Genomic DNA, 21,416 nt, shown 5'->3' on the forward strand with positions numbered 1-21,416 from the left:
ATCGCCACCGGCTTAGGAAAGGGCCGCTTGCGTTCCCGTCCGGGGGATGCATCTTTCAGGGCGATGCCGCGCTGGACCTACTTCGCGATCTTCCTCGTCATCGCCCTCGGGATCGTCGCCGGCTGGCACTACTACCTCTGGCTGCGGCTGGTGCGGGACCCGGGCTGGACGCCGCAGGTGACGCGGATCCTGACCGGCGTCCTCGTGCTCCTGGGGCTCTCCCTCCCCCTCGGGATGATCACGGCGCGGCTCCTGCCCCCGGCCTTCGGGAAGGCCTTCGGCTGGTTCGCCTTCGTCTGGATGGGCGGCGGCTTCCTCCTGCTCTGCGCGGTGGCGGTGGGGGACCTCTTCACCCAGGTGCTCTCTCGCTTCACCGACCTCGGGGCGTCGATGCCCGACGCCGAGCCCGAGAGCCCCTCCCGGCGCCTGCTCCTCGCCCGCACCCTGGCCGCGGGCACCACCCTCGCCGCGGCGAGCACCACGATCTACGGCGTGCGCGGCGCGCTGGGCGCGGTGCAGGTGAAGGACGTGGAGGTGCAGCTGGACCGGCTGCCCCGGGAGATCTCGGGGCTGACGGTGGTGCAGCTCACCGACGTCCACGTCGGCTCGATGATCGGCCAGCCCTTCGTCGAGGGGCTGGTCGAGCGGGTCAATGCGTTGAAGCCCGACCTGGTCGTGATCACCGGCGATCTGGTGGACGGGCCGGCGGAGCGCCTCGGCGCCGCCGTGGCGCCGCTCGGCAAGCTGGAGAGCCGCTGGGGAACGCACTTCGTCACCGGCAACCACGAGTACTTCTCGGGCTTCGAGCCCTGGCGGGCCTTCCTCGCCTCCCTGGGCATCGAGGTGCTGGAGAACCGCCGGGTGACCATCGGCGAGGCCGGCGGCCCCTCGATCGACCTGGCCGGGATCCCCGACCCCACCGTGGCCCGGATGGGCAACGGCGCCCCCGACCTGGCGGCCGCCGTCGCCGGCCGCGATCCCGAGCGAGAGCTGCTGGTGCTGGCCCACCAGCCCCGCGCCATCGACGACGCGGTGACCCAGGGGGCGGGGCTCCTGCTCTCGGGCCACACCCACGGCGGGCAGATCTGGCCCTTCGGCCTCCTGGTGGCCCTCAACCAGCCCTACGTCGCCGGCCTCCACCGCCGCGAGGACACCCAGGTCTACGTCAGCCGCGGCACCGGCTTCTGGGGGCCGCCGATGCGGGTCGGAGCCCCGGCCGAGATCACCCGGCTGGTGTTGACCCCGAGCTGAGGGTCCGCTTCAGGTAGGCCTCCGCCGAGGCCCGGCCCTTCGCCTGCTGGGCGATGCAGCGGTCGGCGCTCTCCTTGCCCAGCGCGAGGTAGCGCTCGTGGCCGGGGGCGTCCTTCTCCTGGAAGAAGGCGATGGCCGCGTCGCGGCCCTCCTCGTCGCAGAAGGCCCCCACCAGGCGGGCGAGGCGGGCGGCCGAGCGGCCGGCGAAGGAGGGCAGGCGGGCCTGGAGCTCGTCGTAGTTCTCCTTCAGGAAGGCGAAGGTGCGGGCCGTGCGCTCCTTTCCGTCGAAGCCGCCGCCGAAGAGGTACCAGACGTCCTGGGCGCGAACCCGGGGATCGAAGGCGAGGGCCAGCGCCGCGTCGAGCTCCTCGCCCGCCGGCGCCGCGCCGAGGCCCGAGAGCAGGGTGAGGCGCTCCTGGCTGCCGCTGGCCTTCTCGAGGGCCGAGAGCAGCTCGTCCTGGGTGACGGCGCCCTCGCGGCGCGCCAGCCGGAGGGCCGTGCCCGCGACGTCCGCCGAGACCTTCGTCGGATCCTCGAGGTAGAGGCGGGCCTGCGCGGCGGCGCCCTCCTTCACTCCCGCGTCGCTGCCGTGGCGGCCCAGGGTCCACAGGAGGCTCCCCCGCATGAGGGTGTGCGCGCGCCGCTCGCCCTCGGCGGGCCGCCAGCCCAGCGCCCGGGCGCGCGCGCCGAGCACCCGGTCGGCGAAGGCCCGGTAGGCCGGGGTCTCGGCGAGGTCCGGCCAGAGGTCGGCGACGCCGGCGACCTTGCCCGCGGCCATCCGCTGGAGGCGCGGATCCTCGCTGGCGCCGGCCAGCTCGATCAGCGCCAGGCCCTCGGCGGGATCGAGGGCGCCGGCCGCCACCGCGCCCCAGGCCTGATCGAGGAGGCTCACCCGCATCCGGCGAAGCTCGGGCGCGTCCTTCCCCTCGAGCCAGCGGGCCATCTCGGAGAGCTGGCCGGCCGGGGCCTGCCAGCGGAAGTAGCCGTGCTCCCCGGCGTTGGGGTGCACCCAGCGCGGGCACTGCTCGGTGGCGAGGACGACCTCCTGCTCGGCCTCCTCGAGGAGGAGGCACTGGCGGGTGAGGCTCTCGCGCTCGGGCCAGGCCACGCAGAGGGGGAGGACCCAGGGCTCTCCTCCGCCGTCGATCTTCGCTCCGCCGAGGGCCTGGTAGGGACGCTGGACCAGGCGCAGGCGGACGCCGGCGTCCTCCCCGCAGCGCAGCTCGGTCTCGAGGAGCGGCACCCCCGGCCGGTCGAGGAAGGAGCGGGCGACCCGCTCGACCGGCTCCTCCGAGACCGCCTCGAGGGCGGCGAAGAGGTCGTCGGCGGTGGCGGTCCGCCAGGCGTGCTCCTGCAGGTAGCGCTGGATGCCCGCCTGGAAGAGCTCCGGGCCCAGCCACGCCTCGAGCATCGAGAGGATGCTGCCACCCTTCACGTAGGTCAGGCCGTCGAAGGCGGCCTCGGCCTCGGCCACCGACTGCACCGGCTGGCGCACCGCCCGGGCGGCCGCGAGGCTGTCGGAGTGGAAGACCTGGTTGCGGCCGGCCAGGAGGTCGAGGCCCTGCTCGTACTCCGGGCGCCAGCCGTCGACGATCTTGGCGGCCATCCAGGTGGCGAAGGCCTCGTTCAGCCAGAGATCGTCCCACCACGCCATCGTCACCAGGTTGCCGAACCACTGGTGGGCCAGCTCGTGCGCGGCCACCGAGCCGATGCGCTCCTCGGCGCCGAGGGAGCGGCTCTCGGGATCCGAGAGGAGGAGCTCCTCCCGGTAGACGATCAGCCCCGCGTTCTCCATCGCGCCGGCGGCGAACTCGAGGAGCGCCGCCAGGTCGAGCTTGGCGTAGGGGTAGGCGATGCCGAAGTAGGCCTCGAGGCGCGGCAACAGCTCGGCGTGGGTGGCGAGGGCCTCCTTCAGGCGCGCGCCCTTGCCCTTCGCGGCCAGCCCGGTGAGGGGCAGCTCGCCCACCGAGGTGCGCACGGTCTCGAGCTCACCCACGACCAGTGCGACCAGGTAGGTGGGCAGGGGCGGCGTCTCGCGGAAGACCACCCGCTGCACCTCGCCCTGCGCCTCGACCCGCTCGACGGGGGCGTTCGAGTGGATCTCCAGCCCGGCGGGGCTGATCACGGTGATGGCGAAGGGCGTCTTGAAGCCGGGCTCGTCCAGGCAGGGGAAGGCCTTGCGGGCGTAGGCGGGCTCGAGCTGGGTGTAGACGTGGGCCTGCCCCTCCCGCTCGACCCGGTAGAGGCCGGTGAGGCGGGTGTCGAAGGGGGCCTCGAAGTCCAGCACCAGGGTCGCCGCGCCGGCCGGCAGCGGGCGCGCGGGCAGGGCGAGCCACTGATCGACCGGGCGCCCCTCGGCCGCCGGGACGGCCTGCAGGCGGGCCTCGATCCGGCCCGAGGGCTCGACCGAGGCGTCGACCAGGAAGTGCGGCGCGCGCAGCTTCATCCCCTCGGCGTGGAAGCGCAGGTGCTCGGTGGCGCCGGTCAGCTCCAGGTCGATCTCCACCCGGCCCGAGAACTCGGTCTTCGCCGGGTCGATCCGCCACTCGATGGTGTAGCGGGTCGGCGCCGCCGTCGCGGGCAGGCGGTGGGGCAGCGCCGCCAGCTCGGCCTCGGGCAGGCCGAGGGTGGCGCAGCCCGTGCTCGCCAGCGTCGTGAGGAGGAGGGCGGTGAGGGAGCGGGGGATCCTCATCGGGCGTCCAGGAAGGCGACGAGCTCCTCGCGGTAGCGCTGGCCCAGGGCGATGGCGTGGGTGGCCGCCTGCAGGCCCTGCTCGATCGGGCGCTCGCCACCCCGGACGGCCTTCTCCCGCAGGCGGCGCACCGCCTCGTCGAGCGCCCCGGCGCTGCGGTACTCGCCGAGGATCTGGCCGATGTGGATGAAGGTGAACTCCGGCTGCCGCTTGCGGACGGCCTCGAAGTTCGCCATCAGCCAGTCGAAGGCCGCGTCGCGGGTCTCGTGGCGGCGCATCATCCCGTAGAAGACGCTGCCGAAGTCCTGGGCCCGGAAGCGCTCATCGAGGAGGAGGGCCAGGGCCTCTCCCGCGGTAGCGGCGGGCAGGCTGGCCAGGCCGCCGAGGAGGGCGGTCCGCCGCTCGGGATCGGTGGCCGCGAAGAGGGCCTCGGCCAGGGCTTCGGAGCCGAGGGCGCCCTCCCGGGCCGCGAGGGCCAGGGCGACCCGGGCGATCTCCGGGCTGGCCTCGGCGCCCGAGACCAGCGCCGGCCCGAGGGTGAGGACGTGATCCAGCACCTCCTGCGAGCGGGCGTGGTGGCCCGCCGCGGCGAGGACCGCGGGGCGGGCGATGGTGTCCCCGTCGGGCTCGCCCTCACGGGGCGCGAGGCCCAGCCGCTCGAGGGCGCTCCCGGTGAGGGAGGCCGCGAAGGAGCGGAAGCCGGGATGCTCGTCGATGCCCGGGAAGAAGCTGTGCAGGCGGGCGGGGCTGCCGGCGACCTGCTCGACGATCGGGCGGGCCGTGACGTCCTCGAGGGCCTCCACGGTGCGCAGGTAGCTCGAGAGGGGCGCCGCGCCTCCGGTGACCGCCGCCCAGGTCGCGCCCACCACGCCCAGCTGCTCCCGGGTGTCGAGCTCGGCCGCCCGATCGAGGAGCGCGCTCATCGCCTCCTCGGGGAGGGCCCAGCGCAGATAGGTCGCCTCGGCGGGGTTCGGGTGGCCGGCCCGCAGGGGCGTGGGGAGGGTGGCGCGCTCCTCCCCGAAGACGAGGTCGGCGCCCCCCGCGAGGTGGAGGGGGATCTGCCAGCGCGCCTGGGGGTCGGCGGGCTCGAGGCCCACCAGGGCGTAGGGCGCCTGCCTCACCCTCGGCGCGTCGCCGGCCTCCTCGACCACCAGCAGGGGCACGCCCGGCTGCTCGATGAAGCTGCGGATCACGCCGGTGACGTCCTTGCCGCTCGCGGCGTCGAGGCGGGAGAAGAGGTCCTCCCCCCTGGCGTTGCCCCAGCGGTGCGCCTCCAGGTAGGCGCGCACGCCGCTGCGGAAGGCGTCCTCGCCGATCCAGCGCTCGATGGTCTCGAGGACCGCGGCGCCCTTCAGGTAGGTGATGGCGTCGAAGGCCTGCTCGGCGTCGCCCACGCTGTGCACCGGCTGCCGGATCTGGCGAGCCGCCGGCAGGGCGTCCTGGGCCATGACCCGGCCGCGCACCTCCAGCAGGGCGAGGACCTGCTCGTACTCGGGCCGCCACTGGTCCACGACCCGGGCGGCGACCCAGGTGGCGAAGGCCTCGTTCAGCCAGAGGTCGTCCCACCACTCCATCGTCACCAGGTTGCCGAACCAGTGGTGGGCCAGCTCGTGCGCGACCACCTCGGCGATCTCCCGGGCCCGGGAGCGGGTGAGGTTCGCCTCGTCGGCCAGCAGGTAGATCTCGCGGAAGGTGACCAGGCCGGCGTTCTCCATCGCGCCGGCGGCGAACTCGGGCACCGCGACCACGTCCAGCTTCGAATAGGGGTAGGGCAGGCCGAAGAGGTCCTCGAGGGCCATCAGCAGCTCGGGCGTGAAGCGCCGGGCGACCTCCGCCAGGTGCGCCTTGCCCTCGGGGACGATCACCCGCACCGGCGTCGCGCCCGCGGGCTCGGCCTCGACGATCTCGAAGGGGCCCACGCAGAGGGCCAGGAGGTAGGTGGGGATCGGCGGCGTCTCCTCGAAGCGGACGACCGTGCGCTCTCCCTCCTCCCGGCGCTCGACCTCCGGGCCGTTGGCGAAGCAGGGGGTGCCGGACGGGACCCGGAGGGTCAGCTCGAAGGGAACCTTGAAGGCCGGCTCGTCGAAGCAGGGGAAGCAGCGCCGGGCGTCGGCGGCCTCGAACTGGGTGGCCAGGTAGGGCTTGCCGCCGTCCACGACCTTGTAGAGGCCGCACATGCTGCCGTTGAAGGGGCCGTGGAAGTCGATCCGGAGGAACGCCTCACCGGCGGGGATCGGCTCGCCGTCCGAGAGGACGAGCTCCCCGTGCTCGGGCTCGCGGCCCGGGCCCTCGGCGGGGCGGGCGGTGAGGGCGCGCCGAGACTCGCCGACCTGCAGCTCGATCCGGTCGAGGGTGAGATCGAGGGCGTGGAGGTGCACGCCCCCGGCGGCCTGCTCGACGGCGAGCTGGATCTCGACCCGCCCCTCGAAGCCGTCCCGGGCGGGATCGGTCTCGAGCGAGAGGGCGTAGCGCGTGGGGCGGGGGTCGGCGGGGAGGCGTCCGGGCTCGGGTGTGGTGCTCATGCGGGGAAAATCTCATCCCGGGGCGGACTCTTCAAGCCAGGGCATCGAGCCCCCCGGCCGAGCCGGGTCAGCTCGAGGCCCGCGGGAAAAGCCGTGCGCGTGCACGTGCACGTGCACGTGCACGGTTTCTGCCGTGCATCGGGGTCGGCCTCCGTTGGTACGGGAAACCCTCCGCGGTCTATGGTGCTTGCATGGGGGTGAGATGCGTCAGGTGGGTGATCGGGGGGTGGCTCCTGCTGGCCTCGGCTTTGCCCCTGCCAGCGGCCGGTACCGAGCCGATCCTGCCCCCCGCGGAGCCCGACCCTTTCGACACGCGTCCGGTCGAGGCCGTCGAGCGGTCCGAAACGGTCGATGGCAGGGAGGTGGCGGCGCCTCCCCCCCGAGAGGTGGACCCGGTCTGGCACCTCTACGATCAAGCCTTCGCCACCCTGATGGGAGGGGAGAAGCAGGAGGCGTTGCGGCTCTTGGCCCGTATCCGGGACCGGCACCCCGACCACCCGGCTGCTCTCCTGGCCGGCGATCTGCTCGCGGTCTATGTGGTCGATCCCGCCGACCCGCGGAATGGGGCGCTCCCGGTCACCACGCGGACCGAGCTGCGGAGCCGGCTGCTGGAGCGCGAGCAGCCCGACGGGCGCGCCCGGGCCGAGCTGGCGGTCGTGCAGACCCTCCACGGAATCGGGATCGGCATCGAGCTCTGTTTCATCGCCCAATGCTGGAATACGCGGGCGGTGGCGGGTGCGCTCACCCTCGGTGGATCTCTCGGATTGGTCCTCTCCCTCACCCTGACCTCCGGGGGTGTCACGGCCGCGCAGGCCTCTGCATCCAACTCCGGCGCCGCCTGGGGTTTCTGGAACGGTCTGGCCATTCTCGGGGGGGCCGGGCTGCTCGGTTGGCCGGCTGGGCCAGAGAATCTGGGCATCCCAGTCGTGCTGCAGCTCGGGTGGCTGGCGGTCGGTGCGATCGTCACTCGTCACGTGCCCGTCCACGCCGGCCAGATCTCCCTGGCGAACAGTGCTGGGATCTGGAGCGGGGTCCTCGTCCTTCTGCTCCATGGTGTGACCTGGTGGGAGGCGGATCCGGCGCTGATCTGGTGGACCTTGCTGGCCGCCTCCGACCTCGGGCTCGTGGCGGGTGCGGTCCTCGGTACGGTCTTTCCGATCAGCAGGACCCGCGCGCTCCTGATCGACGCGGGTGGCCTGCTGGGGATGTTGCTGGGCATGGGGGGGGCGGCGATCATCTTTGGAGATCGGCTGGAGCTTCCGGTCTTCTCCGCCATGGCAGCCGGGGGAACGGTGGCCGGGCTGCTCACCGGCTACCTGCTCACCGATACCTGGGACTACCGCGGGGTGAAGCCCGAGGTGGCCCTCCTTCCGCTTCGCGACGGAGCGGCAATCGTGCTCGGGGGGAGATTCTAGATGAACAAGACCGCCGTCTTTCTGCTGGGCATGGGCGCCGGCCTCCTCGTCGGGGGCGGCTGCGGGGTGATGGTGGGGATCTTCTCCACGGAGGCCGGGATGAACATCCTCACCGGCGCGCTGGAGTCGAGCGAGCCGGCGGAGGTCTCGAGCCCCCAGACCCTGCGCGGTCGCTACTTCACGCTCGACTATCCAGGCAACTGGCGGGTCGACACCGATGACGCCGACTACGATCCGGACGGCTACTTCGATCTCAACGCCCCGGGGCAAGGGAAGGTGATGATCTACATCGTCCCGCCGGAGTCGCCGGTGGAGGGCATCCTCGCCGAGTGGGAGCAGAACCTCACCACGAACATCGTCAGCGATCACGAGCGGCGGACCTTCACCACCTGGGGCCGCTTCGAGGGGACGGGGGTCGAGCTGGACGGCCGCCTGCTGGTGGCCGAGGGGCGGGTGCGGATGTTCGGCACCCTGGGTGAGCCCCGGGGCCTGGCCATCATGGAGATGCGCTACGACGAGGACGAGGCCAACAACGGGCCGGGCTACGACCTGATCGAGCGCACCCTCGCGCCGGTCGAGGCGGCGGCCGGTCGCTGAGGGCACACTCGTCGTCGCCGCGGCAGCTACCGGCGTCGCAGACCGGGTCAAGGCCACGACTGTCACGGATCGGTTACCGGGGTCGATGCAAAGCTGGCGTCTGGATGCAACGATTACGTGCGCCGCCTGCAACCAGCCAGGGGAGGTGTACAGGGCGTCGGAGTCGAATCCTGCGCAGGTCGCCGTGGGCTGCAGACGCTGCACGACCGCAGATTGTGCGACGGGTGATCCTCCGAGGTACCCCATCGTCAGGGTCCCCTGCCCATCTGCGGGGCGATCGCCCACGGGCATGGCGCGTGCACTCTCGCCGACCCATGTGCGACGCCGGATGGGCCGGCGCCGGCATACCTGGGGAGTAGCTCCCTGGGGAAGAGTCCGGGGGACATACCAGCTGGCCGGGGCGTCTTCTCTCGAGGAGGTGGCCCGCGCCGCTGGGGGTAGCGTGGTGCGCTCCAGCGTGGCGGTCTCGGGTCGACTCGACGCGTGACGCGGGAGCGGTGCGTCCCTCTCTCGGCGATGGGAACGAAAAGAGAGAGAGGCGCCCGTGACCGTGGATCGGTTGAAGGTACGCAAGCACCTGGTGCTCCTGGGGGAAGACGAGCACGAGCTGCTCTGTCGGATCGTCGTCTTCCGGCAGGCGCTCCGCGAACGCGAGGGGGCCATCCTCGACTTGCGCTGGCACCTCGAGGAGGGCCGGGCCCCCTGCTGTGTCCTGGTCCTCTACCAGATCGCGATCCAGCCCTGCGCCTGCAGCCGGGTAATGGAGCGGAGACCGAACTAGAGGTCCTGTCCGGACCCCACTGAACCGAAGGAGAAGACCCGATGAAGGTCGAGAAGATCATGAATGCACCGGTGGTCAGCTGCCGGGAGGACCAGACCTTGAACGATGCCGCGCACCGGATGTGGAGCTCGGATCTCGGGGTGGTCCCGGTCCTCGACGGCGAGGGCCGGCTGGTCGGGATGGTCACGGACCGCGACGTCTGCATGTCGGCCTACTTCGCGGGCCGGGACCTGAGCTCCATCCCGCTCGCCCGTGCCATGTCCCGGGACGTGGTCACCTGCCGGGCGGACGAGGAGCTGGAGGTCATCGAGGAGCGGATGGGGACCCACCAGATCCGCCGGCTGCCGGTCGTCGACGACGAGGACCATCCGATCGGGATGATCTCCCTGGCGGACCTCGCCCGCTTCGCCCTGGCCGCCCGCAAGAAGAACGGCCTCGACCGGGAGATCTCCCAGACCCTGGCCCGGATCTGCCGGCCGCCCGCGGAGGACGAGGTGCGCCCGGTGACGACGCCGCGCGCCCGCACCTCCCGCCAGCGCGCGACCCTCTGAGGCTAGAAAAAGAGCTCGCCCTGGGGTCCGGGGGGCCGCCGGAAGGCGGTGGTCTCCGGGCTATGGGGGTGGGTCTCGAGGCCGAGGCGAGCGCAGGTCCTCGAGAAGAGCTGCTCGACGGCTCTCCAGCGGGGACCCTGGCCCTGCATCCTGGTCGCGAGGTCCGGATCGTTGAGGCGCCCGCCGCGCAGCTCGCGGACGGCGCCCTCGATCTTGCGAGCGCGGGAGGGACCGAGGACCGCGATCCGCTCCAGGAAGACCGGCGCGACCTCCCGGGGCAGGCGCAGGGGGATGCGGAAGGCGTGGGAGGCGCCCGCGGCGCGCGCCGCCTCGAGCACCCTCGGCACCTCCGGCTCGGAGAGCCCGGGGATGATCGGCGCGACGGCCACGCCGACCTCCAGGCCGGCCTCGCTCAGGCGGCGGATCGTCTCGAAGCGGCGGGGGATGCTGGCCGCCCCCGGCTCGAGGGCCCGCGCCAGGTGCGGGTCGTGGAAGGGGATGCTCAGGGCGATCCAGAGGTGGCTCTCCCGGGCGAGGGCGGTGAGCAGATCGAGGTCGCGCTCGACGAGGGCGCCCTTGGTGATGATGCCCACCGGGTTCCGATACTCGAGGCAGACCTCGAGGCAGCGGCGGGTCAGCTCGTAGCTGGCCTCGAGGGGCTGGTAGGGATCGGTGTTGCCCGAGAAGGCCACCCGCTCGCCCTGCCAGCTGCGCCGCTCGAAGCGGCGGCGCAGCAGCTCCGGGGCGTTCACCTTCACCACGATCTGGCTGTCGAAGTCGGTCCCCGCGCCGAGGTCGAGGTAGCCGTGGGTCGGGCGGGCGTAGCAATAGGCGCAGGCGTGGGTGCAGCCCCGGTAGGGGTTGAGGCTGAACCGGAAGGGGACGTCCTCGCTCTCGTTCTGCGAGAGGATGCTGCGCGCCCGCTCCTCGTGGACCCGCAGCGGCGCCGGGGGCGGCTCACCGAGGTACTCGACGACCGTGCTCCGCCAGGGGTTCGGCGGGTTGGAGAGGGGACGCGGCATGGCGTCCCCCACGGTGCGGCACTACTGAACGGGTGTCAAGTGCCGCTCTGACCGAGGGTGAGGATGAAGACCGCGAGGGCCTGCACCTCCTCGTCGGTCAGCTTCTCCTGGGGGGGCATGGTGGTGGAGCCGTCGGCGGTCCTCGGACCGCAGCCGTGGGTGATGGACTCGACCAGCTCGTCGTAGGGCCGCGAGCGCTGCCAGGACTGGGTGGTGAAGTCGGGCACCGCGTGCTCCGCCCCGTAGGTGGTCTGCGCCTTGCCGTCCTCACCGTGGCAGAACTTGCAGCGCCCCCAGAGCTCCTTGCCCATCGCGACGGCCTGGGCCTGGCGGACCTCCACCTCGGCGTTGGGATCCGCCTTCCCCGTGGGGGTGCTGGTCGCCGCGCAGCTGGTGGTGAAGAGGAGCGCGATGCCGAAGAGGAGGGTCCTCATGGTCGCTATGCCTCCGAGTCGATCTCGTAGATCCGTGCTGTGCCGGCTGGCCCCCACCGCGTGCTCGACGCCGGTACCCTAGGCACTCGACCCGGAAGCGGCAGGGCCGCGCCCACCCGGCGCTTCGGCTATGCTCCTCGCCTTGAGCGAGAAGGGGCCAGGGCAGGGCGGGGAGCTGGGGGTGACGGCCCTCTACACGGCCGGGGTCTGGGAGTGGGCCGGCTTCCCCGGCGCCGGGCGCCTGGCCGGGGAGGACACCCGGGCGGTCTTCCGCTGGGTGAACCGCTTCCTCGCCCTCTCCCGCCTCTTCCGGCCGGGGCTGCCCTCCCTGCGCCACTCCCTGGCCCGGCGCCACGCGATCATCGATCACCTCGCCGCCCGGGAGCCCGGCACCCTCCTCCTGGAGATCGGGGTGGGGCTCTCGCCGCGAACCCTGGCGGCGGCGGCGGAGGGGAGGCGCTGCGTCGAGGTGGACCTGCCCGAGGTTATGCGCCTGCGGCAGGAGCGCCTCGCTCTCGGCGAGGGCGGCCCGCTCCCCCGGGCGGTGGGGGGTGACCTGCGCGACGAGGCCGCGATCGGGGCGCTGCTCACCGAGCCGGCGACGGTGGTGGTCGAGGGCGTCTTCCCCTACTTCGACACGCAGGAGCGCGAGGCGATCTGGCGGGGCCTCGCCCGGGCGCTCGCGGCGCGGGGCGGTCGTCTGATCTTCGACCTCACCCCGGCCGGGGAGCAGCCCCGGCCCGGTCTGCTCGGGCGGCTCCTGGGCTTCCTGATGCGCCGCTTCACCCGCGGCCGCGACTTCGTGCCCGGCCACCCCGATCGGGAGGCGATCGAGGCGGCCCTGCGGGCGGCGGGCTTCGCCTCGGTCGCCTGCTTCGACCAGGACCACCCCCCCGAGGGCTGCGTCCTGCCGGGCGCTAGTTTGCCCACCCAGACCGTCGTCTTCGAGGCGGGGACCGAGGTGCGCTGATCAGCTCTTCCGCTTGCGGGCGGCGTTCAGGATCGGGGTGCGCAGGTGGCCGCCGCGCACCAGGACGCGCAGCTCCCCGAAGTTCACCAGGGGGATCATCTTGATGGCCACCGGCACGGGCGTCTTGGGGTTGCGCAGGAGCGCCATGGCTATCTCCGGGCGGCTGATCCACTCCCGGCGCTCGCTGATGGTCTTCAGGCTGGGCGCCGTGGCCCTCGACATCGAGGCGATGAACTTCACCTCCGCGAGGGTGATGCCCGGGTTCATCAGGACGAAGCGCTGCAGGGCGCCGTCGCCCTCCCGGATGGCCGCCTCCCGCTCGCCCCGGTCGCCGGCGCGGGCCTTGCGGATCTGCTCGGCCCGGGTGGGGCCCCTCGCCCGTCCGCTTTCCGCCCCCTCGTCCTCCGCCTCGAGCGCCTCCTCTTCCGCGTCACCCTCCTCCTGCAGCGCGTGCACCGCCGGGCTGCCCCCCGCGCCGGTGCGCGCCCGGGCCGCCTCCAGCAGCGCCGCGAGCTCCTCGCTGGCCTCGAAGCCCACCGCCACCCCGGCCCCCGGCAGCACCTGCATCACCGTCCCCTCGAGGACGGCCTCGTCCGGGCCGAGGCGGAAGGTGAGGCGGGCGTCGGCGTAGAGCTCCGCGCCGGGGGGAGGGTCCACCCGCACCAGGAAGCCCCCCTTCGAGAGCTGGGCCTCGTGGTCCGCCAGCAGTTCGTCCGGATCGCTGTAGGTGACGAGGAATCTCATGACCCGCTCCCGACGCTACCATCCCTCTCCCCGAGCAGGGGTGGCGGCGGGGGCATCACGAAGCCGGGGTAGTGGGACCAGGCCCGGGGGTTGAGGCGGGCGAAGATCCGGTCGCGGCGCGGATCGTCGAAGGCCTCGGCCCTCCGGTGCATCATCCCCAGCCGGGCGAAGTGAAAGGCGAAGCGCAGCGCCTCGGGGATCTGCCCCAGGATCGAGAGCAGCACCCGCAGCCCGCCGGGCTCGCGGGTGCCCCCGGGGAGGCTCGCGGCCTCGTAGCCGTAGGCGCGCATGCTCTTCTGGCAGAGCCCCTCGATCCGCCGGATCCGCAGGGGCGTGAGCCCCTCCCACTGTGCCGTGGGCGCCCCCCGCGGCCGCCCGGAGGAGGAGAGCCAGGGGAGGGGAGGGGTCGAGGGGAAGCGGGAGGGGTGCTCGGCGTGGGCCAGCACCGCCGGGTCGAAGTCCTCGCCGACGAAGGCGAGGACCTCGCGCATCCTGGCCTCGGGGTCGGCGAGGAGATCCTCGAGGCGGAGGCGCAGGATCTTCTCGAGGAAGGGCTCGGTGGCCCGCCAGTCGTTCTCGTAGAGGAGGGCGTTCGCCACGTCGGAGGCGCTGGCCCAGGGCATCCGCGAGAGGGAGAGGAGGGTGCCCCGCGGATCCCGCACGATGTGGATCACCCGCGCGCCGGGGAAGTCCGCCAGCAGCCGCCCGAGGTGGGCCGCGTGGCTCGGGGTCTTGTCGCCGAAGCGCGCCTTCCCCTCTCGCTCGGCCGCGAGCTGCATCGCCTCCCGGAAGATGCGGTGGCCCTCCTCTCGCCCCGCGAGGGCGCCGAGGCGCTCGCGCAGGGGGGCGGCGGGCAGCTCGAGCCAGCGGAAGGAGAAGGAGCGCAGGAAGTAGTCGAGGAGCTCGGCGGCGCTCGCGCCCCGGTCGAAGAGCTGGTCCCAGACGTAGAAGGAGAGCTCGTGGGTGAGGTGGATCCGCGGGTGTGCGGAGAGCATCCGCCGCAGGAGGGTCGTCCCCGAGCGGCCGGTGCCGACCACGAAGATGGGCGCGTCCGCCCGCTCGCCTCCCACCGCCATTGTGGGGATACTGTCGCGCATGTCGGATCGATTCCACCCCCTCTCGACCGCACAGCTCGTGGACTGGATCTTCGACGAGCTCGAGCAGAAGGACGCCATCTTCGGCATCCCCCGCTCGCTCTTCTTCCGGCCCGACCCTGCCGACCCCTTCCGCCGCGAGGCCTACGGCGTGACCCTCGACACCCCCTTCGGGGTGGCGGCCGGTCCCCACTCGCAGATGGCGCAGAACATCGTCGTGGCCTGGCTCTGCGGCGCGCGCTTCATCGAGCTGAAGACCGTGCAGACCCTCGACGAGCTCGAGATCGTCAAGCCCTGCATCGACATGGAGGACGAGGGCTACAACGTCGAGTGGTCCCAGGAGCTGAAGGTCCACGAGAGCTACGAGGAGTACCTGCGCGCCTGGGTGCTCATCCACGCCCTCCACCGCCGCCTGGGCTTCCCGGGTGAGGCGCCGGGCCTGGTCTTCAACGTCAGCGTCGGCTACGACTACGCGGGCCTGCAGAACGAGAACATGCAGTGGTACCTGCGCAAGGTGCGCGACGCCGGCGAGGATCTCGAGCGCGTGCGCGCCGAGGTGCGCCGCCGCTTCCCCGAGGTCGACGGCCTCGCCATCCCCGCGGCCCTCTCCGACTCCATCACCCTCTCGACCATGCACGGCTGCCCGCCGGACGAGATCGGGAAGATCAGCGCCTACCTGATGCGGGAGTGGGAGTACCACACCAGCGTGAAGCTCAACCCGACCCTCCTCGGGCCCGAGCGGCTGCGGGGGCTGCTGAACGAGCAGCTGGGCTTCCGGGACGTGCACATCCCCGACGAGGCCTTCGGCCACGACCTGAAGCGGGAGGACGCCCTGCCGCTCCTGCGGGGTCTACACGAGGTGGCCGACGAGAAGGGCCTGCGCTTCGGGGTGAAGCTCTCGAACACCCTGGAGGTCGAGAACCACCGCACGGTCTTCGATGCCCGGGAGAAGATGATGTACCTCTCCGGGCGGCCGCTGCAGGTGATCACGGTCGCCCTGGCCTGCCGCCTCCAGGAGGCCTTCGACGGCGGCCTCTACGCCTCCTACGCCGGCGGCGCCGACGCCTTCAACGTGGCGGATCTCCTGCGCTGCGGGATGCAGACCGTCACCAGCTGCTCGGATCTCCTGAAGTCCGGGGGCTACCTGCGCCTGCTCCAGTACATCGAGGAGACCCGCGCGGCGATGGAGGCCATCGGGGCGACGAGCCTCGACGACCTCGTGCGCCGCTCGGCCGCCGCCGAGCGCTGGTCCGAGGCCGGGCCGACCGCGCCGGCCGCGGGTGAGCTCGAGGCGCTGCAGCTGAAGAACCTCGGCCGCCACGCCCTCGCGGCCCTGACCGATCCCGCCGCCCGGGCCGGCGGTCACCTGCGCTCCCGCAGCAAGAGCGCCCGGAAGCTCGAGCTCTTCGACTGCATCGAGGCGCCCTGCATGGACAGCTGCGCCATCGATCAGCAGGTCCCCGCCTACCTGCGGGCGGTCGCCGAGGGGCGCGACGCCGACGCGGTGGAGATCACCCTGGCCGACAACGCCATGGCCACCTCGCTGGGCCGGGCCTGCGATCACAAGTGCGAGCTCACCTGCATCCGCACTCACCTCGACGAGCCGGTGGCCATCCGCCAGATCAAGCGCTTCATCATGGAGCACGAGGGCGCGCCCGCCCGCGCGCTGCCCAGCCGCGACGTGCGCGTCGCCATCATCGGCGCCGGCCCCTGCGGGCTCTCGGCGGCGACCTTCCTCGGGCAGGCCGGCTACCGGGTGACCCTCTTCGAGGCCCACGACTACGCCGGCGGCATGGTCAGCGGCACCATCCCCACCTACCGCACGCCCGACGACGCCATCCGCGCCGACCTCGAGCGGGTGGCCGCCCTGGGGGTCGAGATCCGCTACGGGCAGGTGGCCGGCCGGGACTTCGTCCTCGATCAGCTGCTGGGGGTGAACTTCGACTACGTGATCTACGGCGCCGGCGCGCAGCAGGGCGCGCGCCTGGGCATCCCCGGCGAGGAGGCCGAGGGCGTGATCGAGGGCCTGGCCTTCCTGCGCGACACCCGCCACGGCACGCCCGCGCAGCTCGGCGAGCAGGTGATCGTCATCGGCGGCGGCGACGTCGCCATGGACTGCGCCCGCACCGCCCTGCGCCTCGCCAGCGGCGAGGTGCACGTCGTCTACCGCCGCACCCGGGATCAGATGCCGGGCCAGAAGGAGGAGGTCGACGACTTCCTGGACGAGGGCGGCTTCCTCGACGAGCTCCTCTCGCCCATCGAGATCGAGCTCGAGAAGGGGCGGATGATCGCCCTGAAGGCCGAGAAGATGGTGCTCGGCGAGCGCGGCGCCGACGGCCGCCGCCGGCCGGTGGGCACGGGAGAGACCGTGCGCCTGATGGCCGACTCGCTGATCCTCGCCATCGGCCAGGAGCCCGACCTCTCCTTCTTCGGCGACGCCGTGATCCAGCGGACCCGCTCGGGCTACCTCGTGGTCGAGCCCGACACCTGCCGCACCAACCTCGAGCGGGTCTACGCCGGCGGCGACGTCGTCAACGACGGGCCCGAGTCGATCGTGGCTGCCCTCGAGGACGGCCGCCGCGCCGCCTGGGACATCCGCCGCCGGGAGGAGCCCGGCTTCGTGCCGCCGCCCGCCTACGCCTCCCCGGAGCGGGAGCGCGCCGCCCTGATCGGCCGGCGAGCCCGGCGCGAGCCGAGGGTGAAGGTGCCCCACCTCCACCCCGAGCAGCGCAAGGGCTTCGCCGAGGTCGTGAGAGGCTACGACGAGGCCGCCGCCCGCGCCGAGGCCGTGCGCTGCCTGGACTGCGACACCTTCTGCAGCCTCTGCGTGAGCGTCTGCCCGAACCTGGCGTTCCTCACCTACGAGGCCGCGCCCCTCTCGGTCGAGCTGCCCGTCTACCGGGCCGCGGGGGCCGCCGCCGAGGAGGTGGGCCGGGAGGCCTTCGCCCTGGCGCAGGGACCGCAGGTCGCGGTGCTCACCGACTTCTGCAACGAGTGCGGCAACTGCGAGACCTTCTGCCCCACCTCGGGGGCGCCCTATCGGGTGAAGCCGCGCCTCTACCTCGACGCCGTGGACTTCGCCGCCCAGGCGGACAACGCCTTCATGCTGGGCCGTGATCCGAAGGGCGCGCCGATGATCCTCGGCCGCTTCGGCGGGGAGGAGCACCGCCTCGTCCTCGGGCCGGTGCTCGGCTACCGGGCCCCCGGGCTGGAGGTGAAGCTCGATCGCGACCTCTCGGTGCTGCAGGTGGAGGTGGGGGAGGGCGCCGCTCCCGGCGAGCGCCTCTCCCTGTGGCCGGCGGCGGTGCTCTTCGCCCTGGGCGACGCCCTGGGGTCCTCCGCGCGCTACCTGCCCCGCAAGGTCTGATCGTCAGTCGAGCTGGGCCTCGACCTTCGCGACGACCTCGTCCACCGAGCGCTCCTGGGTGGGGATGGTCAGCTGCGCCCGCGCGTAGAGGGGCGTGCGCTGATCGAGGAGGGTGCGCAGCTCGGCCATGGCGTGGGGGTTGTCGGCCATCGGCCGCTCGTCGCCCTGATCCACGACCCGGTGCCAGTGATCCTCCGGTCGCGCCTGCAGCCAGACCGTCGTGGTCTCGCGCAGGAGCAGGGCGTAGGCCTCGGGGGCGGTGACGATCCCGCCGCCGGTGGCGATCACGGCGCTGCCGCCCTCCCGCAGGAAGCGATCGAGGGCGTCGTACTCGAGGCGCCGGTAGTAGTCCTCGCCGTGGAACTCGAAGATCTCCGCCAGGGAGAGGCCCGCCTCGGCCTCGACCAGCGCGTCGAGCTCCCGGAAGGGGACGCCCATCCGGTCGGCCAGCGCCTGCCCCACGCTGCTCTTGCCCGCGCCGCGCAGCCCGAGGAGGGAGACGATCTGCCGGCCCCCGGCCTCGCCCGGCTCGGGGATCAGCTCCCGCACGCTCACCCGCAGGGCCCGCGCGACGTCGGCCAGGCGCCCGACCGAGATGTTCCCCTTCCCGCCCTCGAGGCTGGAGAGGTAGCGCTCGCTGACCCCGCTGGCGCCCGCGAGCTCCTTCAGGGTCACCCCCTGGCGGCGGCGCAGCTGGCGGACCCGGGCGCCCAGGCCCTTCAGAAACGAGGCCTTCTCATCGATCGGCGACATGGCGGAACTATAGTTCTGACCTACCCGTTCGGCCAGCACTATCGTGCTTGCGTGGGTGGGGGCCCGGACTAGATCTCCGGGCCATGAGCGAGCTCACGGTCCCCGACGTCGTCTTCGAGACCCACCCCGACGCCTACGCCCACTGGAGGCTCTCCATCGAGGGCAACGTCGCCACCCTGGCGATGGCCGTCCAGGAGGACCGCCCGATCCGCGAGGGCTACGCGCTCAAGCTCAACTCCTACGACCTCGGGGTCGACATCGAGCTGGCCGACGCCCTCGAGCGGCTGCGCTTCGAGCACCCCGAGGTGAAGGTCGTGGTGATCACCAGCGTGCTCGAGCGGATGTTCTGCGCCGGCGCCAACATCCGGATGCTCGGGGCGAGCACCCACGGCTGGAAGGTGAACTTCTGCAAGTTCACCAACGAGACCCGCCTCTACCTCGAGGACGCCTCCGAGCACTCGGGCCTCAAGTCCCTCGCGGCGCTCAACGGGATCGCCGCCGGCGGCGGCTACGAGCTGGCCCTGGCCTGCGACGAGATCGCCCTGGTCGACGACGGCTCCAGCGTGGTCTCGCTCCCCGAGGTGCCGCTGCTGGGCGTGCTGCCGGGCACCGGCGGCCTCACCCGGGTCACCGACAAGCGCAAGGTCCGCCGGGATCTCGCCGACGTCTTCTGCTCCAACGCCGACGGCGTGAAGGGCCAGCGGGCCGTGGACTGGGGCCTGGTCGATCACACCTTCCCCCGCTCGAGGTGGGACGAGTCGATCGCGGCCGAGGCCGAGCGCCTCGCGGCGACCTCCGACCGACCCGGCGAGGGCGAGGGCATCGCGCTGACGCCGCTGAAGCCCGCGGTCGAGGCCGGCTCGTTGAAGTACCGCTTCGTCGAGCTGCAGCTCGATCACGACGCGCGGGTGGCCACCCTGCGCCTCTCGGGCCCCGACGCGGCCCCGCCGGCGGACGGCGAGGCGCTGCGCGCGCTGGGCTCCGAGAGCTGGGTGCTGCGCTTCTGGCGCGAGCTGGACGACGCCCTCCTGCGCCTGCGTACCAACACCCCCGAGGTGGGGACCCTGGTGATCCACACCCGCGGTGACGCCGAGGCGGTGCTCCTCTGGGACGCCTTCCTGGCGGCCGAGGCGCCGAAGCACTGGGCGGCCCGCGAGGTGCTGCAGAAGGTGAAGCGGGTGCTCAAGCGCCTCGACGTCACCTCCCGCTCGATCCTCACCCTGGTCGAGCCGGAGAGCTGCTACGCCGGCTCCTTCGCCGAGCTCGTCCTCGCCGCCGACCGCAGCTACATGCTCGACGATCCCGAGGCGCCCACCTCCTTGCGCCTCGGCGTCCTCAACGGCGGCGCCCTGCCCATGGGCAACGGCCTGACCCGCCTCGCCTCGCGCTTCCTGGCGACCCCCGAGGCGCCCGCGCGCCTGCTGGAGGTGGGCACCTTCGACGCCGGGGCGGCCCTCGAGGCGGGCCTCTGCACCTTCGCCCCGGACGAGATCGACTGGGAGGACGAGGTGCGCCTGGCCATCGAGGAGCGGGCCTCCATGTCGCCCGACGCCCTGACCGGGATGGAGGCGAACCTGCGCTTCGCAGGCGCCGAGACCATGGAGACCAAGATCTTCGGGCGGCTCACCGCCTGGCAGAACTGGATCTTCCAGCGGCCGAACGCCGTGGGAGAGAAGGGCGCCCTGACCCTCTACGGGGCCGGCGAGCGCCCGTCCTTCGACTTCAAGCGGGTCTGAACGAACGAAAAGGGGAGAACGAAGATGAGCAAGGTCGATCTCGAGGCGAAGATTCCGAACAACGTGGACCTGGGCGGTGACCGCCGCCTGCAGCGGGCGCTGGAGAAGTGGCAGCCGCGCTTCCTGGACTGGTGGAGCGACATGGGCCCGGAGGGCTTCCAGGCCCACGACGTCTACCTGCGCACCGCCATCGACGTCGGCGCGGAGGGGTGGGCCCACTTCGACCACGTGAAGATGCCCGACTACCGCTGGGGCATCTTCCTCTCCGACCCCGAGAAGGACCGCACCATCCCGGTGGGCGACGACTTCGGCAAGCCGGTCTGGCAGGAGGTGCCGGGCGAGCACCGCAACGCCCTGCGGCGCCTGATCGTCACCCAGGGAGACACCGAGCCGGCCAGCGTCGAGCAGCAGCGCCTCCTCGGCCAGCGCTGCCCCTCCCTCTACGACCTGCGCAACCTCTTCCAGGTGAACGTCGAGGAGGGTCGCCACCTCTGGGCGATGGTCTACCTCCTCCACACCTACTTCGGCCGCGACGGCCGGGAGGAGGCCGAGGCGCTCCTCGACCGCCGCAGCGGCGACGCCGATCGGCCGCGGATCCTCGGCGCCTTCAACGAGCCCATCACCGACTGGCTCGACTTCTTCATGTTCACGATGTTCACCGACCGGGACGGCAAGTATCAGCTGCTCTGCCTGGCCGAGAGCGCCTTCGACCCGCTCTCCCGCACCTGCCGCTTCATGCTCACCGAGGAGGCCCACCACATGTTCGTGGGTGACACCGGCATCGGCCGGGTCGTCCGGCGGGCCATCGAGATCATGAAGGAGCACAAGACCGAGGACGTACGGGCCCACGGCGGCATCGACCTGCCGACGATCCAGAAGCACCTCAACTTCTGGTTCACCCGCTCGGTCGACCTCTTCGGGGGCGAGGTCAGCACCAACGCCGCCAACTACTTCGCGGCGGGGCTCAAGGGCCGCGCCCACGAGAAGAACTACGACGACCACGTGGCCCTCGCGGGCTTCCGCGCGATGGACGTGCTCCAGGGCGGCGAGCTGGTCTCCGAGGAGACCGCCCTGCGCCTCTGCATGAACGAGTACGTCCGCGACGGCTACATCGAGGACTGCCAGAAGGGCGTCGATCGCTGGAACAAGATCCTGGAGAAGGAGGGCATGGACTTCCGCTTCGCCCTCCCGGACCGCCGCTTCAACCGCGAGATCGGCGTCTACGCCGGCTTCCACTTCACCCCCGAGGGCGAGCGGATCGACGCGGAGACCTGGGCGGCGCGGCGCAGCGAGTGGCTGCCCACCGCCGAGGACAAGGCCTACATCTCCGGCCTGCAGGAGAAGGCCGTCCTCGAGCCGGGCAAGATGGCCGCCTGGATCGCGCCGCCCTCCAAGGGCATCAACGGCCAGGCCGAGGACTTCGAGTACGTCCGGGCCTGAGGCCCACGATCCGCTAGCGCCCGCCGACCGGCGGTCCATATTTCCAG

16 protein-coding genes are annotated in these 21,416 nt (G+C 72.4%); 9 read left to right on the forward strand and 7 right to left on the reverse strand.

Going from position 1 to position 21,416, the window contains the following annotated elements; translation table 11 throughout:
* The first annotated feature begins 63 nt into the window (after positions 1-63).
* Positions 64-1,251, forward strand: coding sequence for a metallophosphoesterase (locus P1V51_02430; GenBank protein ID MDF1561870.1), 1,188 nt, complete (start codon positions 64-66; stop codon positions 1,249-1,251).
* Here P1V51_02430 and P1V51_02435 read toward each other — a convergent pair.
* Complete coding sequence (locus P1V51_02435; GenBank protein ID MDF1561871.1) at positions 1,223-3,943, reverse strand: M1 family metallopeptidase; 2,721 nt, start codon at positions 3,941-3,943, stop codon at positions 1,223-1,225. The two genes, P1V51_02430 and P1V51_02435, sit on opposite strands and share 29 nt — an antisense overlap.
* The gene (locus tag P1V51_02440) at positions 3,940-6,465 is read right to left on the reverse strand and encodes a M1 family metallopeptidase (protein MDF1561872.1); all 2,526 of its coding nucleotides are present in this window, start codon (positions 6,463-6,465) and stop codon (positions 3,940-3,942) included. Before P1V51_02440 ends, P1V51_02435 begins: the two co-directional genes overlap by 4 nt.
* A gap of 215 nt (positions 6,466-6,680) precedes the next feature.
* Between P1V51_02440 and P1V51_02445 the strand changes: the two genes are divergently transcribed.
* The 4 genes from P1V51_02445 to P1V51_02460 all read left to right on the forward strand — a co-directional run bounded on the left by P1V51_02445 (position 6,681) and on the right by P1V51_02460 (position 9,809).
* Positions 6,681-7,880 carry a hypothetical protein gene (locus P1V51_02445; GenBank protein ID MDF1561873.1) on the forward strand — a complete coding sequence of 400 codons (1,200 nt, stop codon included), beginning with the start codon at positions 6,681-6,683 and terminating at the stop codon, positions 7,878-7,880.
* The gene (locus P1V51_02450) at positions 7,881-8,477 is read left to right on the forward strand and encodes a hypothetical protein (protein ID MDF1561874.1); all 597 of its coding nucleotides are present in this window, start codon (positions 7,881-7,883) and stop codon (positions 8,475-8,477) included.
* Between the two features lie 559 nt (positions 8,478-9,036).
* A complete protein-coding gene (locus tag P1V51_02455; protein MDF1561875.1) occupies positions 9,037-9,258 on the forward strand; it encodes a hypothetical protein in 222 nt (73 codons plus the stop codon).
* 41 nt (positions 9,259-9,299) lie between these two features.
* On the forward strand, positions 9,300-9,809 hold the full coding sequence (locus P1V51_02460) for a CBS domain-containing protein (GenBank protein MDF1561876.1): 510 nt from the start codon (positions 9,300-9,302) through the stop codon (positions 9,807-9,809).
* 2 nt (positions 9,810-9,811) lie between these two features.
* On the opposite strand, the gene P1V51_02465 is transcribed toward P1V51_02460, so the two are convergent.
* On the reverse strand, positions 9,812-10,831 hold the full coding sequence (locus P1V51_02465) for a PA0069 family radical SAM protein (GenBank protein ID MDF1561877.1): 1,020 nt from the start codon (positions 10,829-10,831) through the stop codon (positions 9,812-9,814).
* Positions 10,832-10,866: 35 nt separating this feature from the next.
* Entirely contained in the window at positions 10,867-11,265 is a 399-nt protein-coding gene (locus P1V51_02470) for a cytochrome c (GenBank protein ID MDF1561878.1), read from the reverse strand.
* A 142-nt stretch (positions 11,266-11,407) separates the two neighbouring features.
* Between P1V51_02470 and P1V51_02475 the strand changes: the two genes are divergently transcribed.
* Positions 11,408-12,235, forward strand: coding sequence for a hypothetical protein (locus tag P1V51_02475; GenBank protein ID MDF1561879.1), 828 nt, complete (start codon positions 11,408-11,410; stop codon positions 12,233-12,235).
* On the opposite strand, the gene P1V51_02480 is transcribed toward P1V51_02475, so the two are convergent.
* A complete protein-coding gene (locus P1V51_02480) occupies positions 12,236-12,979 on the reverse strand; it encodes a hypothetical protein (GenBank protein ID MDF1561880.1) in 744 nt (247 codons plus the stop codon).
* On the reverse strand, positions 12,976-14,076 hold the full coding sequence (locus P1V51_02485) for a sulfotransferase (protein ID MDF1561881.1): 1,101 nt from the start codon (positions 14,074-14,076) through the stop codon (positions 12,976-12,978). The genes P1V51_02480 and P1V51_02485 overlap by 4 nt, the downstream gene beginning before the upstream one ends.
* Here P1V51_02485 and P1V51_02490 point away from each other — a divergent pair.
* Complete coding sequence (locus P1V51_02490; GenBank protein MDF1561882.1) at positions 14,075-17,440, forward strand: FAD-dependent oxidoreductase; 3,366 nt, start codon at positions 14,075-14,077, stop codon at positions 17,438-17,440. The genes P1V51_02485 and P1V51_02490 overlap by 2 nt on opposite strands.
* Before the next feature lie 3 nt (positions 17,441-17,443).
* On the opposite strand, the gene P1V51_02495 is transcribed toward P1V51_02490, so the two are convergent.
* On the reverse strand, positions 17,444-18,193 hold the full coding sequence (locus P1V51_02495; protein ID MDF1561883.1) for a shikimate kinase: 750 nt from the start codon (positions 18,191-18,193) through the stop codon (positions 17,444-17,446).
* A gap of 83 nt (positions 18,194-18,276) precedes the next feature.
* On the opposite strand from P1V51_02495, the gene boxC reads away from it, so the two are divergent.
* Both boxC and boxB read left to right on the forward strand, forming a co-directional pair.
* Complete coding sequence (gene boxC / locus P1V51_02500; GenBank protein MDF1561884.1) at positions 18,277-19,929, forward strand: 2,3-epoxybenzoyl-CoA dihydrolase; 1,653 nt, start codon at positions 18,277-18,279, stop codon at positions 19,927-19,929.
* Positions 19,930-19,953: 24 nt separating this feature from the next.
* Positions 19,954-21,369, forward strand: coding sequence for a benzoyl-CoA 2,3-epoxidase subunit BoxB (gene boxB / locus P1V51_02505; protein MDF1561885.1), 1,416 nt, complete (start codon positions 19,954-19,956; stop codon positions 21,367-21,369).
* Positions 21,370-21,416: the final 47 nt, after the last annotated feature.

Source organism: Deltaproteobacteria bacterium (assembly GCA_029210625.1).
GTDB lineage: Bacteria > Myxococcota > Myxococcia > SLRQ01 > SLRQ01 > JARGFU01.